The sequence below is a fragment of the Streptomyces sp. NPDC006512 genome (genome assembly GCF_040611935.1).
Lineage (GTDB): Bacteria > Actinomycetota > Actinomycetes > Streptomycetales > Streptomycetaceae > Streptomyces.
The window spans coordinates 1-20,507 of record NZ_JBEXPG010000024.1 but is presented as its reverse complement, the minus strand read 5'-3'; the positions used below and the strand labels follow the sequence as shown (position 1 = coordinate 20,507).

The 20,507-nt window shown below is 72.5% G+C and carries 17 protein-coding genes; 5 read left to right on the top strand and 12 right to left on the bottom strand.

Going from position 1 to position 20,507, the window contains the following annotated elements; genetic code table 11:
- Positions 1-938 (bottom strand): AfsR/SARP family transcriptional regulator (locus ABZZ17_RS18285; protein ID WP_356877161.1); only part of this gene is annotated, 938 nt, incomplete at its 3' end.
- A gap of 199 nt (positions 939-1,137) precedes the next feature.
- On the opposite strand from ABZZ17_RS18285, the gene ABZZ17_RS18280 reads away from it, so the two are divergent.
- Positions 1,138-1,401 carry a hypothetical protein gene (locus tag ABZZ17_RS18280; RefSeq protein WP_356877159.1) on the top strand — a complete coding sequence of 88 codons (264 nt, stop codon included), beginning with the start codon at positions 1,138-1,140 and terminating at the stop codon, positions 1,399-1,401.
- Positions 1,402-1,434: 33 nt separating this feature from the next.
- Here ABZZ17_RS18280 and ABZZ17_RS18275 read toward each other — a convergent pair whose 3' ends face one another.
- The 4 genes from ABZZ17_RS18275 to ABZZ17_RS18260 all read right to left on the bottom strand — a co-directional run bounded on the left by ABZZ17_RS18275 (position 1,435) and on the right by ABZZ17_RS18260 (position 7,434).
- Positions 1,435-4,425, bottom strand: a complete 2,991-nt coding sequence (locus tag ABZZ17_RS18275; RefSeq protein WP_356877157.1) for a BTAD domain-containing putative transcriptional regulator — start codon at positions 4,423-4,425, stop codon at positions 1,435-1,437.
- 129 nt (positions 4,426-4,554) lie between these two features.
- The gene (locus ABZZ17_RS18270; RefSeq protein ID WP_356877155.1) at positions 4,555-4,803 is read right to left on the bottom strand and encodes an acyl-CoA carboxylase epsilon subunit; all 249 of its coding nucleotides are present in this window, start codon (positions 4,801-4,803) and stop codon (positions 4,555-4,557) included.
- A 10-nt stretch (positions 4,804-4,813) separates the two neighbouring features.
- Entirely contained in the window at positions 4,814-6,355 is a 1,542-nt protein-coding gene (locus ABZZ17_RS18265; RefSeq protein WP_356877336.1) for an acyl-CoA carboxylase subunit beta, read from the bottom strand.
- A 26-nt stretch (positions 6,356-6,381) separates the two neighbouring features.
- On the bottom strand, positions 6,382-7,434 hold the full coding sequence (locus ABZZ17_RS18260) for a polyprenyl synthetase family protein (protein WP_356877153.1): 1,053 nt from the start codon (positions 7,432-7,434) through the stop codon (positions 6,382-6,384).
- Between the two features lie 267 nt (positions 7,435-7,701).
- On the opposite strand from ABZZ17_RS18260, the gene ABZZ17_RS18255 reads away from it, so the two are divergent.
- Entirely contained in the window at positions 7,702-9,888 is a 2,187-nt protein-coding gene (locus ABZZ17_RS18255) for an MMPL family transporter (protein ID WP_356877151.1), read from the top strand.
- A 225-nt stretch (positions 9,889-10,113) separates the two neighbouring features.
- Complete coding sequence (locus ABZZ17_RS18250) at positions 10,114-10,842, top strand: hypothetical protein (RefSeq protein ID WP_356877149.1); 729 nt, start codon at positions 10,114-10,116, stop codon at positions 10,840-10,842.
- Here ABZZ17_RS18250 and ABZZ17_RS18245 read toward each other — a convergent pair.
- From ABZZ17_RS18245 to ABZZ17_RS18230, 4 genes are read right to left on the bottom strand one after another with little or no spacing between them, the layout of a single operon-like run.
- On the bottom strand, positions 10,808-11,269 hold the full coding sequence (locus tag ABZZ17_RS18245) for a lasso peptide biosynthesis B2 protein (RefSeq protein ID WP_356877147.1): 462 nt from the start codon (positions 11,267-11,269) through the stop codon (positions 10,808-10,810). The two genes, ABZZ17_RS18250 and ABZZ17_RS18245, sit on opposite strands and share 35 nt — an antisense overlap.
- Entirely contained in the window at positions 11,266-11,523 is a 258-nt protein-coding gene (locus ABZZ17_RS18240; RefSeq protein WP_356877145.1) for a lasso peptide biosynthesis PqqD family chaperone, read from the bottom strand. Before ABZZ17_RS18240 ends, ABZZ17_RS18245 begins: the two co-directional genes overlap by 4 nt.
- Positions 11,520-13,349 carry an asparagine synthase-related protein gene (locus ABZZ17_RS18235; RefSeq protein ID WP_356877143.1) on the bottom strand — a complete coding sequence of 610 codons (1,830 nt, stop codon included), beginning with the start codon at positions 13,347-13,349 and terminating at the stop codon, positions 11,520-11,522. The genes ABZZ17_RS18240 and ABZZ17_RS18235 overlap by 4 nt, the downstream gene beginning before the upstream one ends.
- Before the next feature lie 27 nt (positions 13,350-13,376).
- Positions 13,377-13,496, bottom strand: coding sequence for a keywimysin-related RiPP (locus tag ABZZ17_RS18230; protein WP_356877141.1), 120 nt, complete (start codon positions 13,494-13,496; stop codon positions 13,377-13,379).
- A 213-nt stretch (positions 13,497-13,709) separates the two neighbouring features.
- Here ABZZ17_RS18230 and ABZZ17_RS18225 point away from each other — a divergent pair, with 213 nt between their 5' ends.
- Both ABZZ17_RS18225 and ABZZ17_RS18220 read left to right on the top strand, forming a co-directional pair.
- Positions 13,710-14,252, top strand: coding sequence for a hypothetical protein (locus tag ABZZ17_RS18225; RefSeq protein WP_356877139.1), 543 nt, complete (start codon positions 13,710-13,712; stop codon positions 14,250-14,252).
- Positions 14,249-16,207 carry an AarF/UbiB family protein gene (locus ABZZ17_RS18220; protein WP_356877137.1) on the top strand — a complete coding sequence of 653 codons (1,959 nt, stop codon included), beginning with the start codon at positions 14,249-14,251 and terminating at the stop codon, positions 16,205-16,207. The genes ABZZ17_RS18225 and ABZZ17_RS18220 overlap by 4 nt, the downstream gene beginning before the upstream one ends.
- Before the next feature lie 94 nt (positions 16,208-16,301).
- On the opposite strand, the gene ABZZ17_RS18215 is transcribed toward ABZZ17_RS18220, so the two are convergent.
- The 3 genes from ABZZ17_RS18215 to ABZZ17_RS18205 all read right to left on the bottom strand — a co-directional run.
- Positions 16,302-17,096 carry an ABC transporter permease gene (locus ABZZ17_RS18215; RefSeq protein ID WP_356877135.1) on the bottom strand — a complete coding sequence of 265 codons (795 nt, stop codon included), beginning with the start codon at positions 17,094-17,096 and terminating at the stop codon, positions 16,302-16,304.
- Positions 17,093-18,103, bottom strand: coding sequence for an ATP-binding cassette domain-containing protein (locus tag ABZZ17_RS18210; protein ID WP_356877133.1), 1,011 nt, complete (start codon positions 18,101-18,103; stop codon positions 17,093-17,095). Before ABZZ17_RS18210 ends, ABZZ17_RS18215 begins: the two co-directional genes overlap by 4 nt.
- 40 nt (positions 18,104-18,143) lie before the next feature.
- Positions 18,144-20,507 (bottom strand): amino acid adenylation domain-containing protein (locus ABZZ17_RS18205; RefSeq protein WP_356877131.1); only part of this gene is annotated, 2,364 nt, incomplete at its 5' end.

Sequence of the window (20,507 nt, the reverse complement as noted above, 5' to 3'; positions counted from 1 at the left end):
GGGGCCGAAGCCGGGGCCAGGGCCGAAGCCGGGGCCGAAGCCGGGGCCAGGGCCGAAGCCGGGGCCGAAGCCGGGGCCAGGGCCGAAGCCGGGGCCAGGGCCGAAGCCGGGGCCGAAGCCGGGGGCAGGGCCGGGGCCGGGGGGAGGGGCGGGGGGTGTTCCTGGGTGGGGTGGAGGAGCGTGGTGGGTTCCGGGGAGGCCGGGGGCGGGAGGGTTCCCGTGAGGATCTGCTGGTGGAGGGTGCGCAGTTCGGTGCCGGGGTCGATGCCGAGGTCTTCGGCGAGGAGGCGGCGGCCCGCTTCGTACGCGGTCAGGGCGTCGGACTGGCGGCCGCAGCGGTGGAGGGCCGTCATCAGCTGGGCGCGCAGCCGCTCGCGGAGCGGGTGACGGGTGACCTCGCGGGTCAGGGTGGCGACGAGCGTGGCGTGCCGGCCCAGGGCCAGGGCGGCCTCCGTGTGGTGTTCGACGGTGGCCAGGTGGGTTTCGGTCATGCCGGGGCCCTCGGCGGCGGCGAGGTGGTCGGTGACGCCGCTGAGGGCCGGGCCGTGCCAGAGGGCGAGGGCGTCGGCGAGGCGGCGTTCGGCTTCGGCGTGGCGGCCCGCGCGGAGGTCGGCGCGGCCGGCGTCGGCGAGCTGCTGGAAGAGGTACCAGTCGACGGTGGTGTCCCCGGTGTCCATGCGGTAGCCGGCGCCGTGCCGCCGCAGGCCGTGGTCCGGGCCGAGCCGGGTGCGCAGCCGGGAGACGTAGGTGTAGAGCTGGCTCGTGCTGGTGGTGGGCGGTTCCTCGCCCCACAGGAGGGCCGTGAGCCGCTCGTCGGTGACGATCCGGCCGTTCGCGAGGAGCAGGGCGGCCAGGACGGTCCGCTGCTTGGCGCCGTCCAGGGCGACCGGACGGCCGTCGTGCTCGGCCGCCACGGGCCCGAGGAGCGTGAAGTCCATGGTCTCCTCCGCGTCTTCGCCGGCGGGCCCGGACTGTCCGTGCCGCCCTGCGAAAAAGCTAGTGACCTGCGATTTTTCATCGTCCTCGGATCGATTTCAGTGGAGCGAAAGCGCTTTGAAAGCGGGGAAAAACGACGTCTCCCTAGCTTGGTGGACATGCCGAAGGGCAGCGCCGAGACCGACCCGAAGGAGACCCACCGTGAACCGCATCGCCCGCACCGCCCGCCGCACCGCCGCCACCGCCGTTCTCGCCCCGCTGGGCCGGGTCGCCGCCACCACGGCGGTCCTGGTGGCCGCGCTCGGTGCGGCCGCGGTCACCACCGTGGCCGGTGACGATCCGTGGGTCTCGGTCAGCGCCGCGGCCACGATGGACGACCCGTGGGTCTCCGCCCCGGCCGCCGCCCAGGACGACCCGTGGGTGTCCGCCCCGGCCGCGACCCTCCAGGACGACCCGTGGGTCTGAGGAGCCGCGGCCGCCGCGCGAACGCCGTGGACATCAGGGTCGTACGAGCGCGAACAGCTCCGGTGAGCCGACCGGTTCGCCTTCCGCGAGCACCACCAGGATCCGCTCCGCCCACTCCCGCCAGACCCGCGAGCCGACCTCGGTGAACAGCTCCGCCGCAGCCCGCAGGCTGCCCGCGGCGCCGGCCCGGTCCCCTCGCAGCATCAGTACGCTTCCCAGTGCGCCGGCCGCCCGTGCCTCCAGGAACGCGTCCGGCACCTCCGACGCGGTCCGCACCGCACTGCGCAGGACCGACTCGGCCTCCTCCAGCCGGTCCTGACACCACAGGGCCTCCCCCAGGGCGCGCAGGACGTGGGCCTCGCCCCGCCGGTCGCCGCTGCCCAGCACCAGCTCCATCGCCCTGCGGCAGGCCTCCTCCGCCCGCACCCCGTCCCTGCTCTGCAGCAGCGCCTCGGCCAGCCGTACGGTGCTGTGCGCCTCCGCCCGGACGGTGCCCAGCCCGCGGCTCTTGGCCACGGCCTCCGAGGACAGCATCAGCGATGCCTGCGCGTTGCCGCGCTCCAGCTCTATCTGCGCCAGCATGCCCAGTACATGGGTCTCGGCGTAGTGGTCGCCGACCTCCCGGAAGATCTCCAGGGAGAGCCGGCCCCGCTCCACCGCACCGTCCAGGTCGCCCCGGTGACGTTCGCACAGCGCGATGTTCCGGAGCACCAGGGCCCGTCCCTGGGCCTGGTCCAACTCCTCGAACAGGCGGAGGGCCAGGTTCAGGCGTGCGTAGGCGCTGTCGTGGTCCCACTGGATGATCTCCAGGGTGCCCAGGGACTGCTGCATCGCCGCCTCGCCGAGCCGGTCGCCGGTGCGGCGGGCGGCTTCCAGGGCGGCTTCGGCGGACTCGCGCCAGTCCTCCAGGTAGTTGCGGCTCTGGAAGAGGGTGACGCTGGACATCGTCAGGTCCCAGGCGTAGCCGGACTCGTCGTCGCGGGCCGCCTGCTGGATGAGGGCCGTGAGGGAGGGGCGTTCCGATTCGAGCCAGTCCATCGGGTCTTCGAGCAGGTCGGAGGTCAGGTGGTCGGGCAGTTCGCGCACCGGTGCGGAGCCGGGTACGACGGTGTAGTCGCCGCCGTAGATGCGGCGGTGCGCCGCCTTGGCCAGGCCCAGCCACACCGCGCAGGCGCGGCGTACGGCGGCCCGCAGTTCGTCCTCTCCGTCTTCGGCCACGGCGCATTCGCGGGCGAACAGCCGCAGCAGGTCCTGGCACCGGTAGCGGACGTGGCCGCTGCCGGCGCTGAGGGGTTCCAGCAGCTGGGCGTCGACGAGGTGCTCGATGAGGTCCTCGGCGTCGACGGGGTCGATGTCGAGGAGGGCCGCACCGGCCCAGGCGGAGAATTCGGTGATGTTGAGCGAGCCCAGCAGGCGGAACATGCGGGCGGTGTCGGCGGGCAGGTCCCGGTAGCTCAGTCTGAATCCGGCCCGGACCCCGCGGGCGTCGAGGCTGAGCTCGTCCAGCCGTCGGCGCTGGTCCTCCAGCCGGGCGACCAGGGTACGGACGGTCCAGTGCGGTTTCGCGGCGAGCCGGGCGGCGGCGATGCGCAGGGCCAGGGGCAGCCGGTCGCAGAGTTCGCTCAGCCGGGTGGCGCCCACCGGGTCGGTGGTGAAGCGGTCGTCGCCGGCGACCTTGGAGAGCAGGGTGATGGCCTCGTCCTGGCCGAGGGAGGCCAGGTGCAGGGGGACGAAGGCGTAGTCGCCGGCCAGGGCCCCGCCCATGTTGTCGCGGCTGGTCACCAGGACGCAGCAGCCCGAGGTGCCCGGCAGCAGGGGGCGGATCTGCTGGAAGGAACGGGCGTTGTCCAGGACGATCAGGACCCGGCGGCCGTCCAGGACGCTGCGGAAGAGGGCTGTGCGTTCGACCTGTTCGGCGGGGATCTGCGGGCCGGGGACGCCGAGGGCGCGCAGGAACCGGTCCAGGACGGCGCCGGGGCGGCGGGGGGCCTCCTCCTCGTCGTAGCCGCGCAGGTCGGCGAAGAGCTGCCCGTCGGGGAAGCGGGAGGCGACCTGGTGCGACCAGTGGACGGCCAGGGCCGTCTTGCCGACGCCGCCGGTGCCGACGATCGAGCCGACGGGCAGGGAGGAGCCGCCCTGGTGCTCCAGCAGCCGGTCCAGGGTGGCGAGTTCCGCGGTGCGGCCGGTGAAGGAGGCCGGGGCGGGCGGCAGGTGGGCGGGTACGGCGGCCGCGGCGACGGCCGGGGTGGTGGTCCCGTCGGTCTGGGTGAGTCTGGGCGAGTCGGCGAGGATGTCCTCGTGCAGTTCTTGCAGTGCGGGGCCGGGGTCGATGCCGAGTTCCTCGGCGAACAGGCGCTGGCCGATCCGGTAGGCCTCCAGTGCTTCGGCGCGGCGCCCGGAGCGGTACTGGGCGAGCATCAGCTGGCCGAGGGCCTGTTCGCGCAGCGGGTGCTCGCGGACGAAGCCGGTGAGTTCGCCGATCAGTTCGCGGTGTCCGCCCTGTTCGAGGCGGATGGCGGTCAGCTGCTCGTGCACGCCGAGGCGCAGTTCGGTGAGCCGGGCGGCTTCCGCCTCGACGCGTTCGGCGGTGACGCCGGCCAGGGCGGGGCCCCGCCACATGGCGAGGGCGTCCTCGAAGTGGGCGCGGGCCTCGTCGGTGCGGCCGCGGCGGGCCGCTTCCCGGCCTTCGGCCGCGCGTTCCTCGAACTCGACGGCGTCGATGCGGTGCTCGCCGGCGTGGAGCATGTAGCCGGGGTGGCTGGTGACGAGGAGGTCGTCGAGGCCGACGGCCGTCTTGAGGATCTTGCGCAGTGCGGAGACGCAGATGGCGATCTGGTTGCGGGCGGTGGCCGGCGGGCTGCCGTACCAGACGGCGTCGGCGAGCGTGTCGACGGAGACCACCCGCCCCGGGTTGAGCAGCAGCATCGACATGATGGTGCGCTGCCGGGCGCCCTGGAGGGCGACGGGGCGGCCCTCGGCACTGATGTCCAGGGGGCCCAGGATCCGGAACACCAGCTGGAGCACGGCTGCCCTCCTCACTCGGCCGCAGCCGTACCCGAACGACCGATGCGCCGCTGTTTCTGGGGTACAGGCCGTGCCGCGGGGCGGGCAACGCGGGCGGCAGCAAGCTGCCAGGCCCGGCCCCGGCCCAGGTCAGCCGCCTGCCTGCCAGGATGCGGGCGGGAGGAGGGGGGAGGGCTGCCAGGGGGCGGTGCGGTCGGCCGCGGGGTGGGCGGTGCCTTCGTGAGCGGCCGTCAGGGCGGCGATCAGGGCGGCCACGGCGGCGAGTTCCTCGGGGGTGGGGCGCCCGTTGATGACTTTGAAGAGGGCGGGGGCCAGGGGGCCGTCCAGGACCGGGGTCGCCGCTCTTGCGGGCCGTGCTGCGGGCAGTGCCGTGGACATGGGGCCGTCCTCACATCGGGGGGTTGCCGTGCTTGCGGGTGGGGGTCACGGCGTGCTTGGTGCGGAGCATGCCGAGGGCGCCGATCAGGGCGGAGCGGGTGTCGGCGGGGTCGATGACGTCGTCGACGAGGCCGCGTTCGGCGGCGTAGTAGGGGTGCATCAGCTCGGCCTTGTACTCCTTGACGAGCTGCTGCCGGACGGCGCCGGGGTCGTCGGCGGCGGCGATCTGGCGGCGGAAGACGACGTTCGCCGCTCCTTCGGCGCCCATGACGGCGATCTCGTTGGCCGGCCAGGCGAAGGAGACGTCGGTGCCGATGGAGCGGGAGTCCATGACGATGTACGCGCCGCCGTAGGCCTTGCGCAGGATGACCTGGACGCGGGGCACGGTGGCGTTGCAGTAGGCGTAGAGCAGCTTGGCGCCGTGCCGGATGATGCCGCCGTGTTCCTGGCCGACGCCGGGCAGGAAGCCGGGTACGTCGACCAGGGTGACCAGCGGGATCGAGAAGGCGTCGCACAGCTGGACGAAGCGGGCGGCCTTCTCGGAGGAGTGGATGTCCAGGACTCCGGCGAGGGACTGCGGCTGGCTGGCGACGATGCCGACGACCTGGCCGCCGAGGCGGGCCAGGGTGGTGATGACGCTGGTGGCCCAGCGTTCGTGGACCTCCATGTGCTCTCCGTCGTCGACGATCTCGGCGATGACCTCGCGCATGTCGTAGGGGCGGCTGCCGTCGAGGGGTACCAGGTCGAGGAGGCGCTCGCAGCGCCGGTCGAGGGGGTCGTCGCAGGGTGTGGCGGGCGGGGTGGAGCGGTTGTTGGAGGGGAGCAGGGTGAGGAGGTAGCGGACCTCGGCGATGCAGGTCTCCTCGTCGTCGTACGCGAAGTGCGCGACGCCGGAGGTCTCGGCGTGGACGTCGGCGCCACCGAGGCCGTTCTGGGTGATCTCCTCGCCGGTGACGGCCTTGACCACGTCGGGGCCGGTGATGAACATCTGTGAGGTCTCGCGGACCATGAACACGAAATCGGTGAGCGCCGGGGAGTAGGCGGCGCCGCCGGCGCAGGGGCCGAGCATGACCGAGATCTGCGGGATGACCCCGGAGGCCCGGGTGTTGCGCTTGAAGATGCCGCCGTACCCGGCGAGGGCGGAGACGCCCTCCTGGATGCGGGCGCCCGCGCCGTCGTTGAGGGAGACCAGTGGGGCGCCGGCCGCGATGGCCAGGTCCATGATCTTGTGGATCTTCTCGGCGTGGGCTTCGCCGAGGGCGCCGCCGAAGATGCGGAAGTCGTGGGCGTAGACGAAGACCGTACGGCCCTCGACGGTGCCCCAGCCGGTGATGACGCCGTCGGTGTGGGGCTTCTTCGCCTCCAGGCCGAAGCCGGTCGCCCGGTGCCGGCGCAGTTGCTCGACCTCGTGGAAGGACCCTTCGTCGAGGAGGAGGGCGATGCGCTCGCGGGCGGTCAGTTTGCCCTTGGCGTGCTGCGCCTCGGTGGCGGCCGGGACGCCTTCGAGTACTTCCTGGCGGATGCGGACGAGTTCGGCGATCCGTTCGGCCATGGTCATGGGCGGCGGCTCCTTGCGGTTCAGCTGGTGCGGAGGGCGACGTAGTCGCAGAGGGCGAGCAGGGCGCGGCGGGCGGGCAGGTCGGGCAGTGCGGCCAGGGCGGTGCGGGCGCGGTCGAGCCGGCGGTGCATCACGGCCTCGGTCTCGGCCAGCGCCGGCGCGTGCTCGAACAGTTCCAGGGCGCGGGGCAGGGCGGTGGCCGGGACGGGGCCGGCGGTGAGGAGGTCGCGCAGTTCGGCTTGGGCCGGGTCGGTGCTCTCGCGGGCGAGCAGCACGGGCAGGCTCTGTACGCCGGCCAGCAGGTCCTTGCCGCGTTCCTTGCCGGTGAGTGCGGCCGGGGAGGTGAGGTCGAGGAGGTCGTCGGCTATCTGGAAGGCGATGCCGAGCTGTTCGCCGCAGTCGGTGAGGGCGGCGACGGCCGCGGCGGGGGCGCAGGCCTGGGTGGCGCCGATGCCGAGTGACATGGCGAGCAGGGCGGCGGTCTTGCCGGCGGCGACGTGGAAGTAGTGGGTGACCGGGTCCTCGTCGGGGCCGGGACCGGCCAGTTCGCGGAGCTGGCCGGCGACGAGCCGTCCGGCGGCGTGTGCGTTGAGGTGCACGGCGGCGGGTCCGAGGTCGGCGGCGAGCTGGGCGGCGCGGGCGAGCAGCCAGTCCCCGCCGAGGACGGCGGCGCGCTCACCCCAGCGGGCGTGGGCGCTGGGGACGCCGTGGCGGGTGGCGGCGCCGTCCATGACGTCGTCGTGGTAGAGCGAGGCGATGTGGACGAGCTCGGAGATGGCGGCGGCCTGGGTGACCCCGTGGGCCCACGGATCGCCGAACTCGGCGCCGAGCAGAACCAGCAAGGGTCGCAGGCGTTTGCCGCCCGCGTCGGCGAGGTGGCCGGTGAGGGCGGCGACGCGGGGGTCGAGGGCGTCGTGTGCGGTGGCCTGGAGCCATTTCTCGGCCCGGGTGAGGGCTTCCCGCATCCTCGTCTCGAACTCGGGTTCGTCCAGGGCGAGTCGGCTCAGCAGCCGGGCCGCGGGAAGAGCGGACGGCGCGGCCGTCCCGGCCCCGTACTCGTGTCCAGCGCCCATGGGCCCTCCGCAACAAAGGTGAATACTGATTTCACGGATATGCATTCGAGAGCATCGCCGGGGGCCCGGCCCCGTACAACAGGGCTGTCATGAAGGTGCCACTACGACCTGAACCCGCCCACGACCAGGGGTTTGGCAGCTTCCTGCCATGCGGATCGAGATTCGGTGGAACTGACAACAACCGGACAGCGCCGGATGCGCATTTCTTTTCCCGGGCTAGGCTCCGCGAGAAATTCCCTTGCCATAAAACGCTTGTGAAGGAGTCTCATGTTCGGACGGATCGGACGGTTTGCCGTCCTCCGGCCCTGGGTGACCATCTCGGCCTGGCTGATAGCGGCGGTGGCACTCGCCGCACTGGCCCCGCAGCTGAAGTCCACCAGCGACCAGGCCGAATTCCTGCCCTCCCACTACGAGTCGATCCAGGCGGCGAAGGCACAGGAACGCGCGTTCCCCCAGCATGAGCAGCCGGCCGCCGTCGCCGTTTTCCAGCGGACCGACAAGAAGGCCCTGACGGAGGCCGACAAGGCGGCCGTCGTCAAGGTCGCCGCCGGGCTCCAGGACAAGGGCCTGACGAAGGTCAAGGCGGTGACGAGCAGCCCGGAGGCCGTCTCCCCCAACGGTGAGATAGCGCTCGCGCAGGTCCTCGCCACGGTCAAGGACCCCTACGACCCGGAGCTCGGGGAGTCCGTCAAGGAGCTGCGCGCGGAGGCCCGGTCCCTGCTGGCCGGCACCGACCTGACCATCGGTGTCACCGGTGCCGCGGCCAGCGCGGTGGACGCCAAGGAGGCCTCGGGCGACAGCGACGCCATGATCATGTCGGCGACGCTGCTCCTCATCGTGGTCCTGCTGCTGGTCATCTTCCGCAGCCCGCTCATCGCGATCCTGCCCGTCGTCATCATCAGCCTGGCGTTCATGGTGGCCACCGGACTGATCTCGACCGCCGCGGAGCTCGGGGGGCTGAAGGCGGACGCGTCCATCTCGGCGATCCTGATCGTGGTCCTCTTCGGCGTCGGCACCGACTACATCCTGTTCCTGCTGTTCCGCTACCGCGAGCAGCTGCGCGGCGGACAGGACCCCAAGCAGGCCATGATCAGTGCCGTCTCGCTCGTGGGCGAGACGATCGCCTCGGCGGCGGGTGCGGTCATCGTCGCGTTCCTGGCGCTGCTCCTGTCCACGATGGGCATGCTGCGGGCCATGGGGCCGTCGCTGGCGATCTCGGTGGCGGTGGCGCTGCTCGCGGGGCTGACCCTGGTTCCGGCGGTGTTCTCGCTGCTCGGCACGAAGGCGTTCTGGCCGTCCAAGGCGTGGAAGAAGGAGCCGAAGAACGCCTTCGCAGGCAAGATCGGCTCTGTTGCGGCGAAGCGTCCGGGCATCGTCGCGGCGCTCACCTCGGCGGTCCTCGCGGTGCTCGCCGTCGGCGTGCTCGGCTTCCAGCCGGCGTTCGACGCCGACAGTTCCCTGCCGCAGGACCTCGAGTCCGTGACGGCGATGAAGGACCTCCAGCGCGGCTTCTCCGCCGGTCAGACCGACCCGACCTCGGTCTACCTGGAGAAGCGCGACGGCACCCCGCTGGACCGGGCGCAGCTGGAGGCGTTCGGCGCCGCGCTGAAGATCGAGGGCGTCGGCCAGGTCTCCCCCGCCCTGCCCGGCGCGAACGGCAGCGTCGCGCAGTACAGCGTGGTCCTGGAGTACCGTCCCACCGAGGACAAGGCCCTCGACCTGGTCTCCGGGCCGCTGCGTGACGCCGCCCACCGGGCCGCGCCCGAAGGCACCCGGGCGCTGGTCGGTGGCACTTCGGCCGTGCTCGGCGACATCAGTACGGCCGTCAGCCGCGACTACAAGGTGGTCTTCCCGGCCGCCGGACTCGCCATCATGCTCATCCTGGGTCTGCTGCTGCGCAGCGTGGTCGCCCCGCTGTACCTCATGGCGTCGGTCGCCCTCGGGTTCGCGGCCACCCTCGGCGCGACGGTCTGGGTCTTCCAGAACGGCGCGGGCGAGAAGGGGCTGCTGTTCACCCTGCCCGTGGTCGTCTACCTCTTCGTCGTGGCCATCGGTACGGACTACAACATCCTGATGGTGGCCCGCCTCCGCGAGGAGATCGGTGCCGGGCGCACCCCGCGCGAGGCCGTCCGCCGGGCCGTCTCCGCGTCCGCGCCGACCATCACCGCCGCCGCGGTCATCCTGGCGGGCACCTTCGGGGTGCTGATGCTCGCCAAGAACTCCATGCTCCAGCAGATGGGCTTCGCGGTCGCGTTCGGCATCCTGCTCACCGCGTTCGTCATGGCGCTGCTGCTCGTGCCCACCCTCACCAGCCTGCTCGGCGCCCGCGCCTGGTGGCCCGGGCACAGGAACACCCTGCCGGCCACGGGCGGGCAGGGCGGCGCGGCGGGTACGGGCCCGGGCGGGTCCGCCGCCGGGGACGGCTCCCGAACGGACGACCGCAGCATGGTCTGACGGCCCTCCGGGCCTCCCCGGGCACGACCGTGCGCCGCCCGGTTCGCCCCTGCCTCACGGGTGGGGCGGGCCGGGCGGCGTCGCGCGAGGTGCTTCCCGCCGGCCCGGCGCACACCGTCCGACCAGCACTGTCAGCTTCCTGCCAAGGTTGTGACGGCCCGTTCGGGCGGGAAAGATCGCCGCCTACGCTCCCTTGCGATCACTCACGAGGGAAGGCTTGGGGAATTGCGCAACCGAACCACGCTCGCCGCCGCGCTCGCCACCGGCGTGCTGACTCTGGCGCTCACGGCCACCACCACCGCCGCCACCGCCGCCGGGAACACGGGCGCGTCCGGCGGGCGCGCCGACCGGGAGGCGACGCCCTGCGGCGCAGTGCGCCTGACCGGTGAACTGCCCGCGCCGCCCGCCGGAATGGCCGTGCGGCAGCAGGTCACGATCGGTGAGGACTGCCGGCCCGTCCTCGGCGAGGTCACGCTCGTACCGGCACGCGAAAGCGCGGCAGCGAAGTCCGCCGCCGCGCCCGCGACGGGGGCCGCGGCCGCCACGGCCGCCGGTGCCACCCGTCAGTTCAAGAGCTGGAACGAGATGTTCGACTGCTGCAACATCCGTATGACCGGCCTGTACACGACCTCGCAGTGGACCTCGGACGGCAATCGCGTCACGGCCGCTTCCACCGAGGTCACGCAGCAGTGGAACCGCGAGCCGTGGAACGCCGGCTGGAGCCTGAAGTCCGCGGCCAAGAACACCGACTGCGCCACCGACTGCGATGTCTCGCGGACGGAGGCGCACGCCGACTTCACCTACAAGGGGATCTTCGACCCTTCGGGCGGCTGGTACGCCAACACGCACCACTCGGCCGTGGACCTGAAGGCCGACGGGACCGCCACCTGCAGTTTCGACGTGTCGTTGCGCCACACGTTCATCGGGTGGAACTGGCAGCGCGGCTGTCAGTGACCGGGGACGGCGCGGCCACCGAGATCAGCCGCGCCCAGTTCGTGTGATCGCCCTTCTCACCGATGAGCCTGCCCTCGGCCTCCACCCACGCGTGGGGGTTGAACGGCGGGTTCGTCAGTGTTCCGACGCACCACGTGGGCCAGGTGCCGCCCAGCCGGCAGGTCAGCGCGACGGCCACGGAGCGGGGCAGGCAGCTGCGCAGCCCGTTCATCAGCAGGCTGGACGTGAGTACGAGTTCTCGTGCCTCGGCCGCCTGTTCCGCGGTCGCCGGTACCGCGCCGCGCGCGATCCGGGTCAGGACGCGCTCCAGCCGGTGCGGCGCGAGGCGGGTGAGCAGGCGGGCCGCGCCGACCGCCGACCGGGCCGCCAGCCGGCGGCGCAGCGGGAAACGGGCCCGGTCGGTGGGCAGGGCGGTGGTGACGCTCATGCCGCCACCACGCCCGCCTCGGCCATCGCCGTCAGCACGGCGTGGACGTCGGCGGCCGCGCGCTCGGCGTCGACGTCGTACTCCTCGGTGAGGCGGCGGGTGGCGTCCTCGGCCTGGCCGCCGTCGAGCAGGGCGCTCACGATCGTCGCGGAGGTGGGGTTGAGCTGCCAGTAGGCGCCGGACTTGGCGTCGAGCAGCACCGCACCGTAGTCGGTGGTGGCGAGCTTGAGGTACTCGTGGTGGACCAGTTTCATGCCAGGGCTCCTCTGGTGTTCGCGGTCGTACGCAGCCACATCTCGGCGGCGAGGGTGGACACGAAGCGGTCGTCGCGCAGCTCCGGGGCGGTGGGGACGGCGCACAGGCGGCGCAGTGCGGCCTCGTCCACCAGGCCGGCCCGGCCGAGGAGGCTGTCCTCCCACAGGCCGGTCAGCGCCTCGCGGTTGCGGTAGAGGCCGGCCGCGGCGTCCATGGTGCCCTCGCCCTTCGTGGCGCGGGACAGGGAACGGCGGGGCACCAGGCCGTCCATCGCCCGGACCAGCACCGGCTTGTACGCCCAGGGGTCGACGCGGTCTTCGAGGCGGACCGAGAGGGCCGCTTCCACGACCCGGTCGTCCAGGAAGGGCGCGGACATCGGCACTCCGGCCACCCGGCCGGCCTCTTCGATCGCCTCGTTGTCGCGGGCCACCTGGTGGAGGGCCGCCAGTTCGACGTGCCGGCCGGGGGTGGGCCCGTACGGCTCGGCGGTGGGGGCGGCGGCGGCCAGTTCTCCCTCCAGCAGCCGCAGGCAGTCCTCGGTCAGCCAGGAGGCCACGGACGGCGGCCACAGCCAGCCGAGGGCCGGCCTTCCGGGCACGCGTTCCGGCAGGCCGCGCAGTGAGGTGGCCGCCAGGGCGCGACGGTAGCCGCGGCGGTCGGCGAGCTGGCGGGCGACGGGGGCCAGCGGCCAGGAGAGCAGTGCGCGGTAGCCGCCGAGGCGCCGCAGGGCGAGCAGCGGCCGGCGGGCGACCATGGTGTGCAGATGGTGGGGGAGGCCGACGAACAGGTTGTCGCCCCCGTTGCCGGTCAGGTGGAGCCGGGAGCCGCGGGCGGCCATCCTGGTGGCGATGACCATGGCACGGCGGCGGGACGCGGCCAGCGCGTTGGGGGCGTCGAGGAGCAGGCCCGGGTCGTCGAACCCGTCGTAGAACGTCGGGAGTTCCTCGTTCGGCAGGATGTAGTGCTCGACGCCCGGCAGGTCCTCGGCGGCCCAGCGGGCCCATTGGCCGTCCTCGTTGAAGGCCTCGTCGCCGGTGGAGGTGCAGGCGATCATCCGTGCGCGGGGGTCGCGGGCGGCGAGGAAGCACACGGTGGTGGAGTCCAGGCCACCGGAGAGGTCGGCGCTGATCAGCCCGCCCGGGGCGGTACGGACCTCCACGGCGGCCAGCAGGGCCTCCCGGACCGCCGCGGCTCCGTCGCCGATGGGCGTGCCGGGTTCCGGCGGGCGGTGCCAGCGCCGGTGGGACGGGGTGCCGTCGGGGCGGGCCAGCAGGGCCGTGCCCGCGGGGACGGCGGTGAGCGCCGACCACAGGGGGCGCTGGTCGAGCGGGGCGGGTGCCATGCCCAGGAGGTGGATGGCGACGGCGGCCGGGTCCGGTTCCAGGCCGGCCAGCCGGGCGAGTTCGAGGGCCCGGTCCCCGGCCACGAGGGTGCCGCGGGTGCGGGTGTGGAAGACGCGCCGGGCCCCGTAGGCGGAGCCCTGCACGCGCAGGGTTCCGTCCACGGAGGCCAGCAGGTGGAACTGGCCGGGCAGGGTGAGGGCCAGGTCGTCCAGCTCCGCCGGGTCGCGCAGCCGGCCGGCCCGTTGGGTGAGCGCGCCGGCCAGGTCGTGCGGGAAGGTGCCGATCAGGGCGAGGGCGGTACGGCCCGCCCGCGCCACGAGGAGGTCGGACGGTTCCCACCGGCCGACGATCCAGTCACGTCCGGAGGCGTGTGCCACGGACGACAGGCTGCCGGGCTGGTCCTCGCGCAGGCGCCGGGCCACGGCGGACGCCGCCTCGTTGTCAGGGAATACGAAGAAGAACGGTGCGCCGCGGTCCGGCATCGTCAGCTCCTGCGAGAGGTCCGGGAATTACAGCCAGCCGCGCACGCCGTTCCAGTCCCAGAATCCGGCCGGGAGGCCCATGCCGGTGTCGGCGCGGAAGGAGCCGGCGGCCGCGAACGCGGGAACCTCGTAGACCTTCTTCGTCATGGCAATTTCCTTTCGATGGCCGGGAAGAAGAATCCCGGCGGTCTTTTCGCTTTCCGGATCAACTTCACAGGGGGGCCGCTCGTGACTCAATGCGCCTGGCCTGTTCGGGCCTGACTGGCAGCAACCTGACAGCACGACAGAAATGGACGGGTTCGTTCCATAGAATTCCGGTCCGGTTGTGTGCCTTACGATCAGATTGGCAGCCTTGACGACATGACGACACACGTCAGCACCCCGGCCCGTTCGGCAGCCCTGGCCACACCACCGCCACCGAGATGGGCGGTCTGGGCCGCGCACGCCGTCCCCCTGATCGTGCTGCCCTCCACCCTCTGGCGCCTCGCCATGACCGTCGGCATCCCCGTCGGGTACAGCGAGGAGGTACTGCGCACCGACTACGGGCTTCCCGGCACCGGGTACCTGATCCTGCCGGCGATCTCGCTGGCCCAGGAGGGCGCGGCGCTGCTGACGCTCGGTCTGGTCCGGAACTGGGGCCTCGTCGCGCCGCGCCGGCTGCCGTTCATCGGAGGGCGCCCGGTGCGCACCGGGGCGGCGGTGACGGTGGCGCTGCTCGGCGCCCTGATCCTCACCGTGGTGACGATCAGCCAGCTGATGATCTGGGACACCGTGGACCAGTCCAACCTGACGGGCACGCACCGGGCCGTCATGGGCTGGCTCTACGCGCCGCTGCTGCTGTGGGGGCCCCTGCTGGCGCTGGTGACCCTCTCGTACGCCGCGCGGCGGCGGCGCCGGCGATGAACACGGCCGTTCTCGTCCTGCTGGCCGCGCTGTCCCTGACCGTCTTCGTCGCCGGACTCGCCTCCGGGGCGCGCCGGCTGCTCGGCGTGGAGCTGGGCAAGGGACGCGCGCTGCTGACGGGCAGCGTCGGGCTGGCCTCGGGCACGCTGGTCAGCTACCCGCTGCGCGACGTGCAGCCCCTGGCCCTGATCTCCCTGGAGATCGGGGTGTCGCTCGTGGTCGCGATGCTGTTCCTCGCGGCCACCGAGGTACTGGTGCCCTCGGGCGCGGTACGCGGCCTGGTGCGGCTGCCCCGCTCGTTGCGCCGCAGCTTCGCCCGCACCCGCCGGTACGGGCGGCTCAGCCGGATCTTCGTCCGGCACGGGCTGGGCCGTTTCATCAGCGGCCGCTCCCGGCGCGGGCCCGGGGCGGCGGCCGAACGCGCGGCGCTCGCGCCGTCGCTGCGGCTGGCGCTGGAGGAGGCCGGGGTCACCTTCGTCAAGCTGGGGCAGGTGATGTCCACCCGGTACGACCTGCTGCCGCCGGAGTTCATCGACGAGCTGAGCTCACTGCAGGACCAGGCCTCCCCCGACCCGTGGGAGGCCGTCGAGCAGGTGCTGCACGAGGAACTGGGAGCGCCGCCCGGCGAGGTGTTCGCCGAGTTCGACCCCCGGCCGGTGGCCGCCGGGTCGATAGCCCAGGTGCACCGGGCACGCCTGGCGTGCGGGAAACAGGTCGCGGTGAAGGTGCAGCGGCCGGGCGCGCGCGAGATCGTCGTGGACGACCTGGACATCCTCTACCGGTTCGCGGCGCGGCTGGAGAAGCACACCGACTGGGGGCGCAGCGTCGGCGCGCTCGCACTGGCCCGGGGGTTCGCGGTGTCGGTCCAGGAGGAGCTCGACTTCCGCATAGAGGCCCGCAACACGCTCTCCGTGGCGGCGGCGATCGAGGCGGCCGGCGGAGACTCGGTGATCCGGGTGCCCGAGGTCCACGAGGAGCTGTCCGGGAAGCGGGTCCTGGTCACCGAGTGGATGGCGGGCACTCCGCTGCACAGCGTGTCGCGGCTGCTCGACGAACGGGGCCTGGACCGGCAGTCCCTGGCCACTGCGATGCTGGAGTGCCTGCTGGGGCAGATCATGACCAGCGGGGTCTTCCACGCCGACCCGCATCCGGGCAATCTGCTGCTCCTCGACAACGGCCGGCTCGGCATGCTCGACTTCGGCTCGGTGGGACGCATCGACCGTTCGCTGCGGACGACGCTGAGCGGCATGCTGCTCGCACTGCACCGCGGCGACCCGGCCGGACTGTCGGACGCGCTGCTGGCGCTGGTGGTGCACCCCGAGCACATAGACGAGCGGAAGCTGGAACGGGCGCTCGGCCAGTTCCTGGCCCGGCACTTCGCTCCCGGCGTCAAACCGGACCGGGAGATGTTCGCCGACCTGTTCGCGATCGTCTCGCGGCACGGGATCAGCGTGCCCCCGGAGATAGCGGCCGTCTTCCGCGCCCTGGCCACCATGGAGGGGTCGCTGGACCGTCTGGTCCCCGGCTTCGACATCGTCACCGAGGCGCGTTCCTTCGCCGTCACCCAGCACCTGCGCAAGCTCAAGCCGGAGGCGCTGGGCAGGTCGGTGACGGAGGAGCTCCTGGGGCTCGTCCCCATGCTGCGCCGGCTGCCGCGGCGCATCGAGCGGATCGGTGCGGCGGTCGAGGGCGGCCAGCTGACCGTCGGCGTACGGCTCTTCGCGGATTCCGAGGACCGGCGGTTCCTGCGCTCGCTGGTGCACGAGGTGCTGCTGGCGTTCCTGGGCGGGGTGATCGGACTCGTCGGCGTACAGATGCTGCGCACCGAGGGCGGTCCCATGCTGAGCGAGGGCTTCGGACTGTTCGAGCTGTTCGGCTACAACCTGCTGGTGATCAGCTCGGTGCTGGTGCTGCGGGTGCTGTTCATGATGATCGGCTCCGGCCACCGGCGCTGACGTCCCGCCGCGCCGGCCGAGGAGGCCCGGCCCCCTTGAGGGGGCCGGGCCTCCTCGGCGTACGGACGTTCCGTGAGGGCGTCCCGTACGCGTCTCAGCGCCGGGCGGCGGCCCGCTGGTAGGCGCGGCCGGCCAGGGGGACCACCACGGCGAGCAGGACGAGCAGCACCACGAGGGCGGCGATGACCGGGTGTTCGGAGGGGAAGGCGCCGCTGGAGGTCCCCCGCTCGTTGCCGAACAGGTCACGGGCGGCGGAGACCACCGCGCTGACCGGGTTCCACTCCACGATCACGCGCATCCAGCCCGGCAGCCCCTCCGGCGGCACGAAGGCGTTGGAGAGGAAGGCCAGCGGCATCATCACGACGCCGGAGAGGGCGCTCACCGCTTCCGGGCTGCGCAGGCTCAGGCCCACCAGCGCGCCCACCCAGGACATCGCGAAGCCCATGAGGAGCAGCAGCCCGAAGCCGGCCAGGGTCTGGAGCACGCCGTTGTGCGCCCGCCAGCCGATCAGGTAGCCGACGAGGGCCATGATCGCGCTGGTCCAGCCGACCAGGACCAGGTCGGCGGTGGTGCGGCCGAGCAGCACCGAGGAGCGGGAGATCGGCAGCGCCCGGAACCGGTCCACCAAGCCGTTGTTGAGGTCCTCGACCACGCCGATGGCCGTGGTGGTGAGGTTGGCCAGCATCACCTGGGCGAAGATGCCGGCCATGATGTATTCCTTGTAGCCGCCCTGGCCGGGTACCTCCATGGCGCTGCCGAAGAGGTAGCCGAAGACGAGGACGAAGGCCACCGGCATCACGGTGATGCCGAGGAGTTGCTCCGGCATCCGCCGGATGTGCCGCATCTGGCGGCCCGCGAGTGCGAACGAGTCGCTGATCACCTCGGTCATGCCGCCTGCATCTCCTTCGTCTGCTCGGGCTGCTCGGGTCGTTCGCTCTGCCGGGCCGGGTCGCCGGGCGTTTCCTGCCGGCCGGTCAGGGCGAGGAAGACGTCGTCGAGGGAGGAGCGGCGGACCGCGAAGTCCTGGGGTTCTATGCCGAGGCGCTCCAGGCCGGTGGCCGCGGCGGCGATGGTGTTCACGCCGCCCGTGAGCGGCACCGAGACGGTGCGGCCCTCGTGGTCCACGACCGGCTCCCCCGGTGAGACGTCGGCGAGCACCCGGGTCGCGGCGGCCAGGTCGGCGGCCGAGGCGACCGACACCTCCAGCCGCTCGCCGCCGACCTTGCGCTTGAGCTCGTCGGGCGTGCCGTCGGCGATGACCAGGCCCTTGTCGATGACCGCGATGCGGTCGGCGAGCTGGTCGGCCTCCTCCAGGTACTGGGTGGTCAGCAGCACGGTCACGCCGCGGTCCACCTGTTCTTTGATCATCTCCCAGAGGGCGAGCCGGCTGGTGAGGTCCAGTCCGGTGGTCGGCTCGTCCAGGAAGAGCACCGGCGGGCTCGCGACCAGGCTCGCGGCGAGGTCGAGGCGCCGGCGCATACCGCCCGAGTACGTCTTGGCCATGCGGTCGGCGGCGTCCACCAGGCCGAACTTTTCCAGCAGCTCGGTCGCGCGGGCCCGTGCGCCCTTGCGGCCCAGGCGCAGCAGGGTGCCGATGAGCTGGAGGTTCTCCCGGCCGGTCAGCCGTTCGTCGACGGCCGCGTACTGGCCGGTGAGGCCCACGTTGGCGCGGATCAGCTTGGCCTGGGTGGCCAGGTCGTAGCCCGCGACGGTGGCCCGGCCCTCGTCCGGGTCGAGCAGGGTCGCCAGAATGCGCACGGTGGTGGTCTTGCCCGCCCCGTTGGGCCCGAGCACCCCGAGGATGGTGCCCGCGGGCACCTCCAGGTCGATGCCGTTCAGCGCCTGGTGGTCGCCGTAGCGCTTGCGGAGGCCCTCCGCCGAGATTGCCGTTTCCATGACGGCCACTCCTTTGCTGTGTCTGTGTGGTCGGGACGGGTCAGTTGACGGGGGCCAGCTGACCGGCGAGCTTCTCCAGGACGACGCGGCCGATCTCGGCCGCCGGTTCCGGCTGGAGCAGGTGTCCGTGGTGCGCGTGCACCGGGTGGGTGGTGATGGCGCCGGCGACGTACGGCTCCCAGGCGGTGACGGAGTCCTCCGTCTTGGCCGCGGGGTCGTCGGTGCCGGCCGTGGAGACGAAGAGCAGCAGCTCGCCGTCGAACCGGCGCGGCCGGTAGGCGGCGCTGAGCACGTGGTTGTTGATGCCGACCTTGACGAAGGCCGAGATGTGGTGCTCCTCCAGGCTGCCGAGCGCGCTGTCCCGGCCGCGGATGAGTTCCATCGCACGCTGGTGGTCGAGGGGCTGGGAGCGCAGTTCGGCGAGGTCGTAGCCGACGAAGTCGAGGAGGGTCTCCAGGACGTCCCGCTCCGTGGGGAGGGTGTAGTCGTCGTCCTTCCAGGACTCGTCGTACGGGGTCTGGTCGAGGTTGGCGAGCAGGGCGACCCTCTCCCCCGCCTCGGTGAGCTGCGTGGCGATCTCGTGTGCGACGAGGCCGCCGAAGGACCAGCCGATGAGGTGGTAGGGACCGGCGGGCTGGACCGAGCGGATCTGCTCGACGTAGTCCGCCGCCATCTCGCTGACACCGGTGGCGATCGGACCCTCTCCGTTCAGGCCGCGGGCCTGGAGGCCGTAGACGGGGTAGGAGGCCGAGATGTGGCCCAGCAGGGTCGAGTACGGCCAGCTGAGGCCGCCCGCGCCGTGGACGCAGAAGAGCGGGGGCCGCTCGCCGCCGGTGCGCAGCGGCAGGAGCACCTCGAAGCCGTCGCCGTCCTGGCCCGAGCCGAGCTTGTCGGTGAGCCGGGCGACGGTCGGGGTTTCGAAGATGCCGCGGTTGCTGAGCTTGACGCCGAGGACGGAGCGGATGCGGCTGACGAGCTGGATGGAGGTGATGCTGTCGCCGCCCAGTTCGAAGAAGCTGTCGTCGATGCCGACCCGGTCGACCTTGAGGACTTCGGCGAACAGGCCGCAGAGGACCTCCTCCTGTGCGGAGCGGGGGCCGCGGCCGGCGGGGGCGGTGTCGGATCCGGGTGCGGGGAGCTGCCTGCGGTCGAGTTTGCCGTTGACCGTGAGCGGGAGGGCGTCCAGGGCCACGAACGCCGCCGGGACCATGTAGTCCGGGAGGACCGCGCCGATATGGGCGCGCAGCGCGTCCGTGTCCAGGACCGCGCCGGGAGACAGGACCACGTAGGCGGCCAGACGCTTGATGCCGGGCTGGTCCTCACGCACGACCACCACGGCCCGCGCGACCGAGGCATGCCCGGCCAGCACCGTCTCGACCTCACCCAGCTCGATCCGGAACCCACGCACCTTCACCTGGTCATCCGACCGGCCCAGGTAGGCGAGCTGGCCGTCGCGGGTCCAGCGGACCACGTCTCCGGTCCGGTACATCCGCGTGCCGGAGGGACCGTACGGGTCGGCGACGAAACGCTCCGCCGTCAGACCCGGCCGGCCCAGATAGCCGCGCGCCAGACCCGCCCCCGCGAGGTACAGCTCTCCCGCGACACCCGGAGCCACCGGCCGCAGCGCCTCGTCCAGCACATACGTACGCGTCCCCGGCACCGGCGTTCCCATCGAGGGAACCCCGCCACCCGAAACCAGCGCGGACGAGGTCGTCGCCACCACCGTGGACTCCGTCGGACCGTACGCGTTGACCATCCGACGCCCCGGAGCCCACCGGTCCACCAGCTCCGCCGACGTGGCATCACCACCCACGACCAGCGAACGCAACAACGGGAACTCACCCACCGGAACACTCGCCAGCGCCGCCGGCGGAATCAGCGCGTGCGTCACGCCCTCGTCGACCAGCACCCCGCCCAGCACCTCACCAGCCAGCGGACCCGCCGGCGGCACCACCAGCGCCGCACCCGCGGCGAACGCCATCACCAGCTCCAGCACCGAAGCGTCGAAACTCGGCGACGCGAACTGCAGCACCCGGCTGCCCGCCTCCACACCGAACCGCTCCACCTGTGCCCGCGCGAAACTCGCCAGACCCCCGTGCCCCACCACCACACCCTTCGGACGCCCCGTCGAACCCGACGTGTAGATCACGTACGCGGGGTTCCGCGCCTCCACGGTGACCGCCGGGCGGCTGACGGCGGACGTCTCGTCCAGCACCGGGAGTTCACGCAGGACGAGTACCGGGCGAGCGTCGGCCAGCATGTAGTCGATGCGCTCCGCCGGATACTCCGGATCCACCGGCAGATACGCACCACCCGCCTTCAGGACCGCCAGCTGCGCCACCACGATGTCCACCGAACGCGGCAGCACCAACGCCACCACACCCTCCGGACCCACACCCCGGCC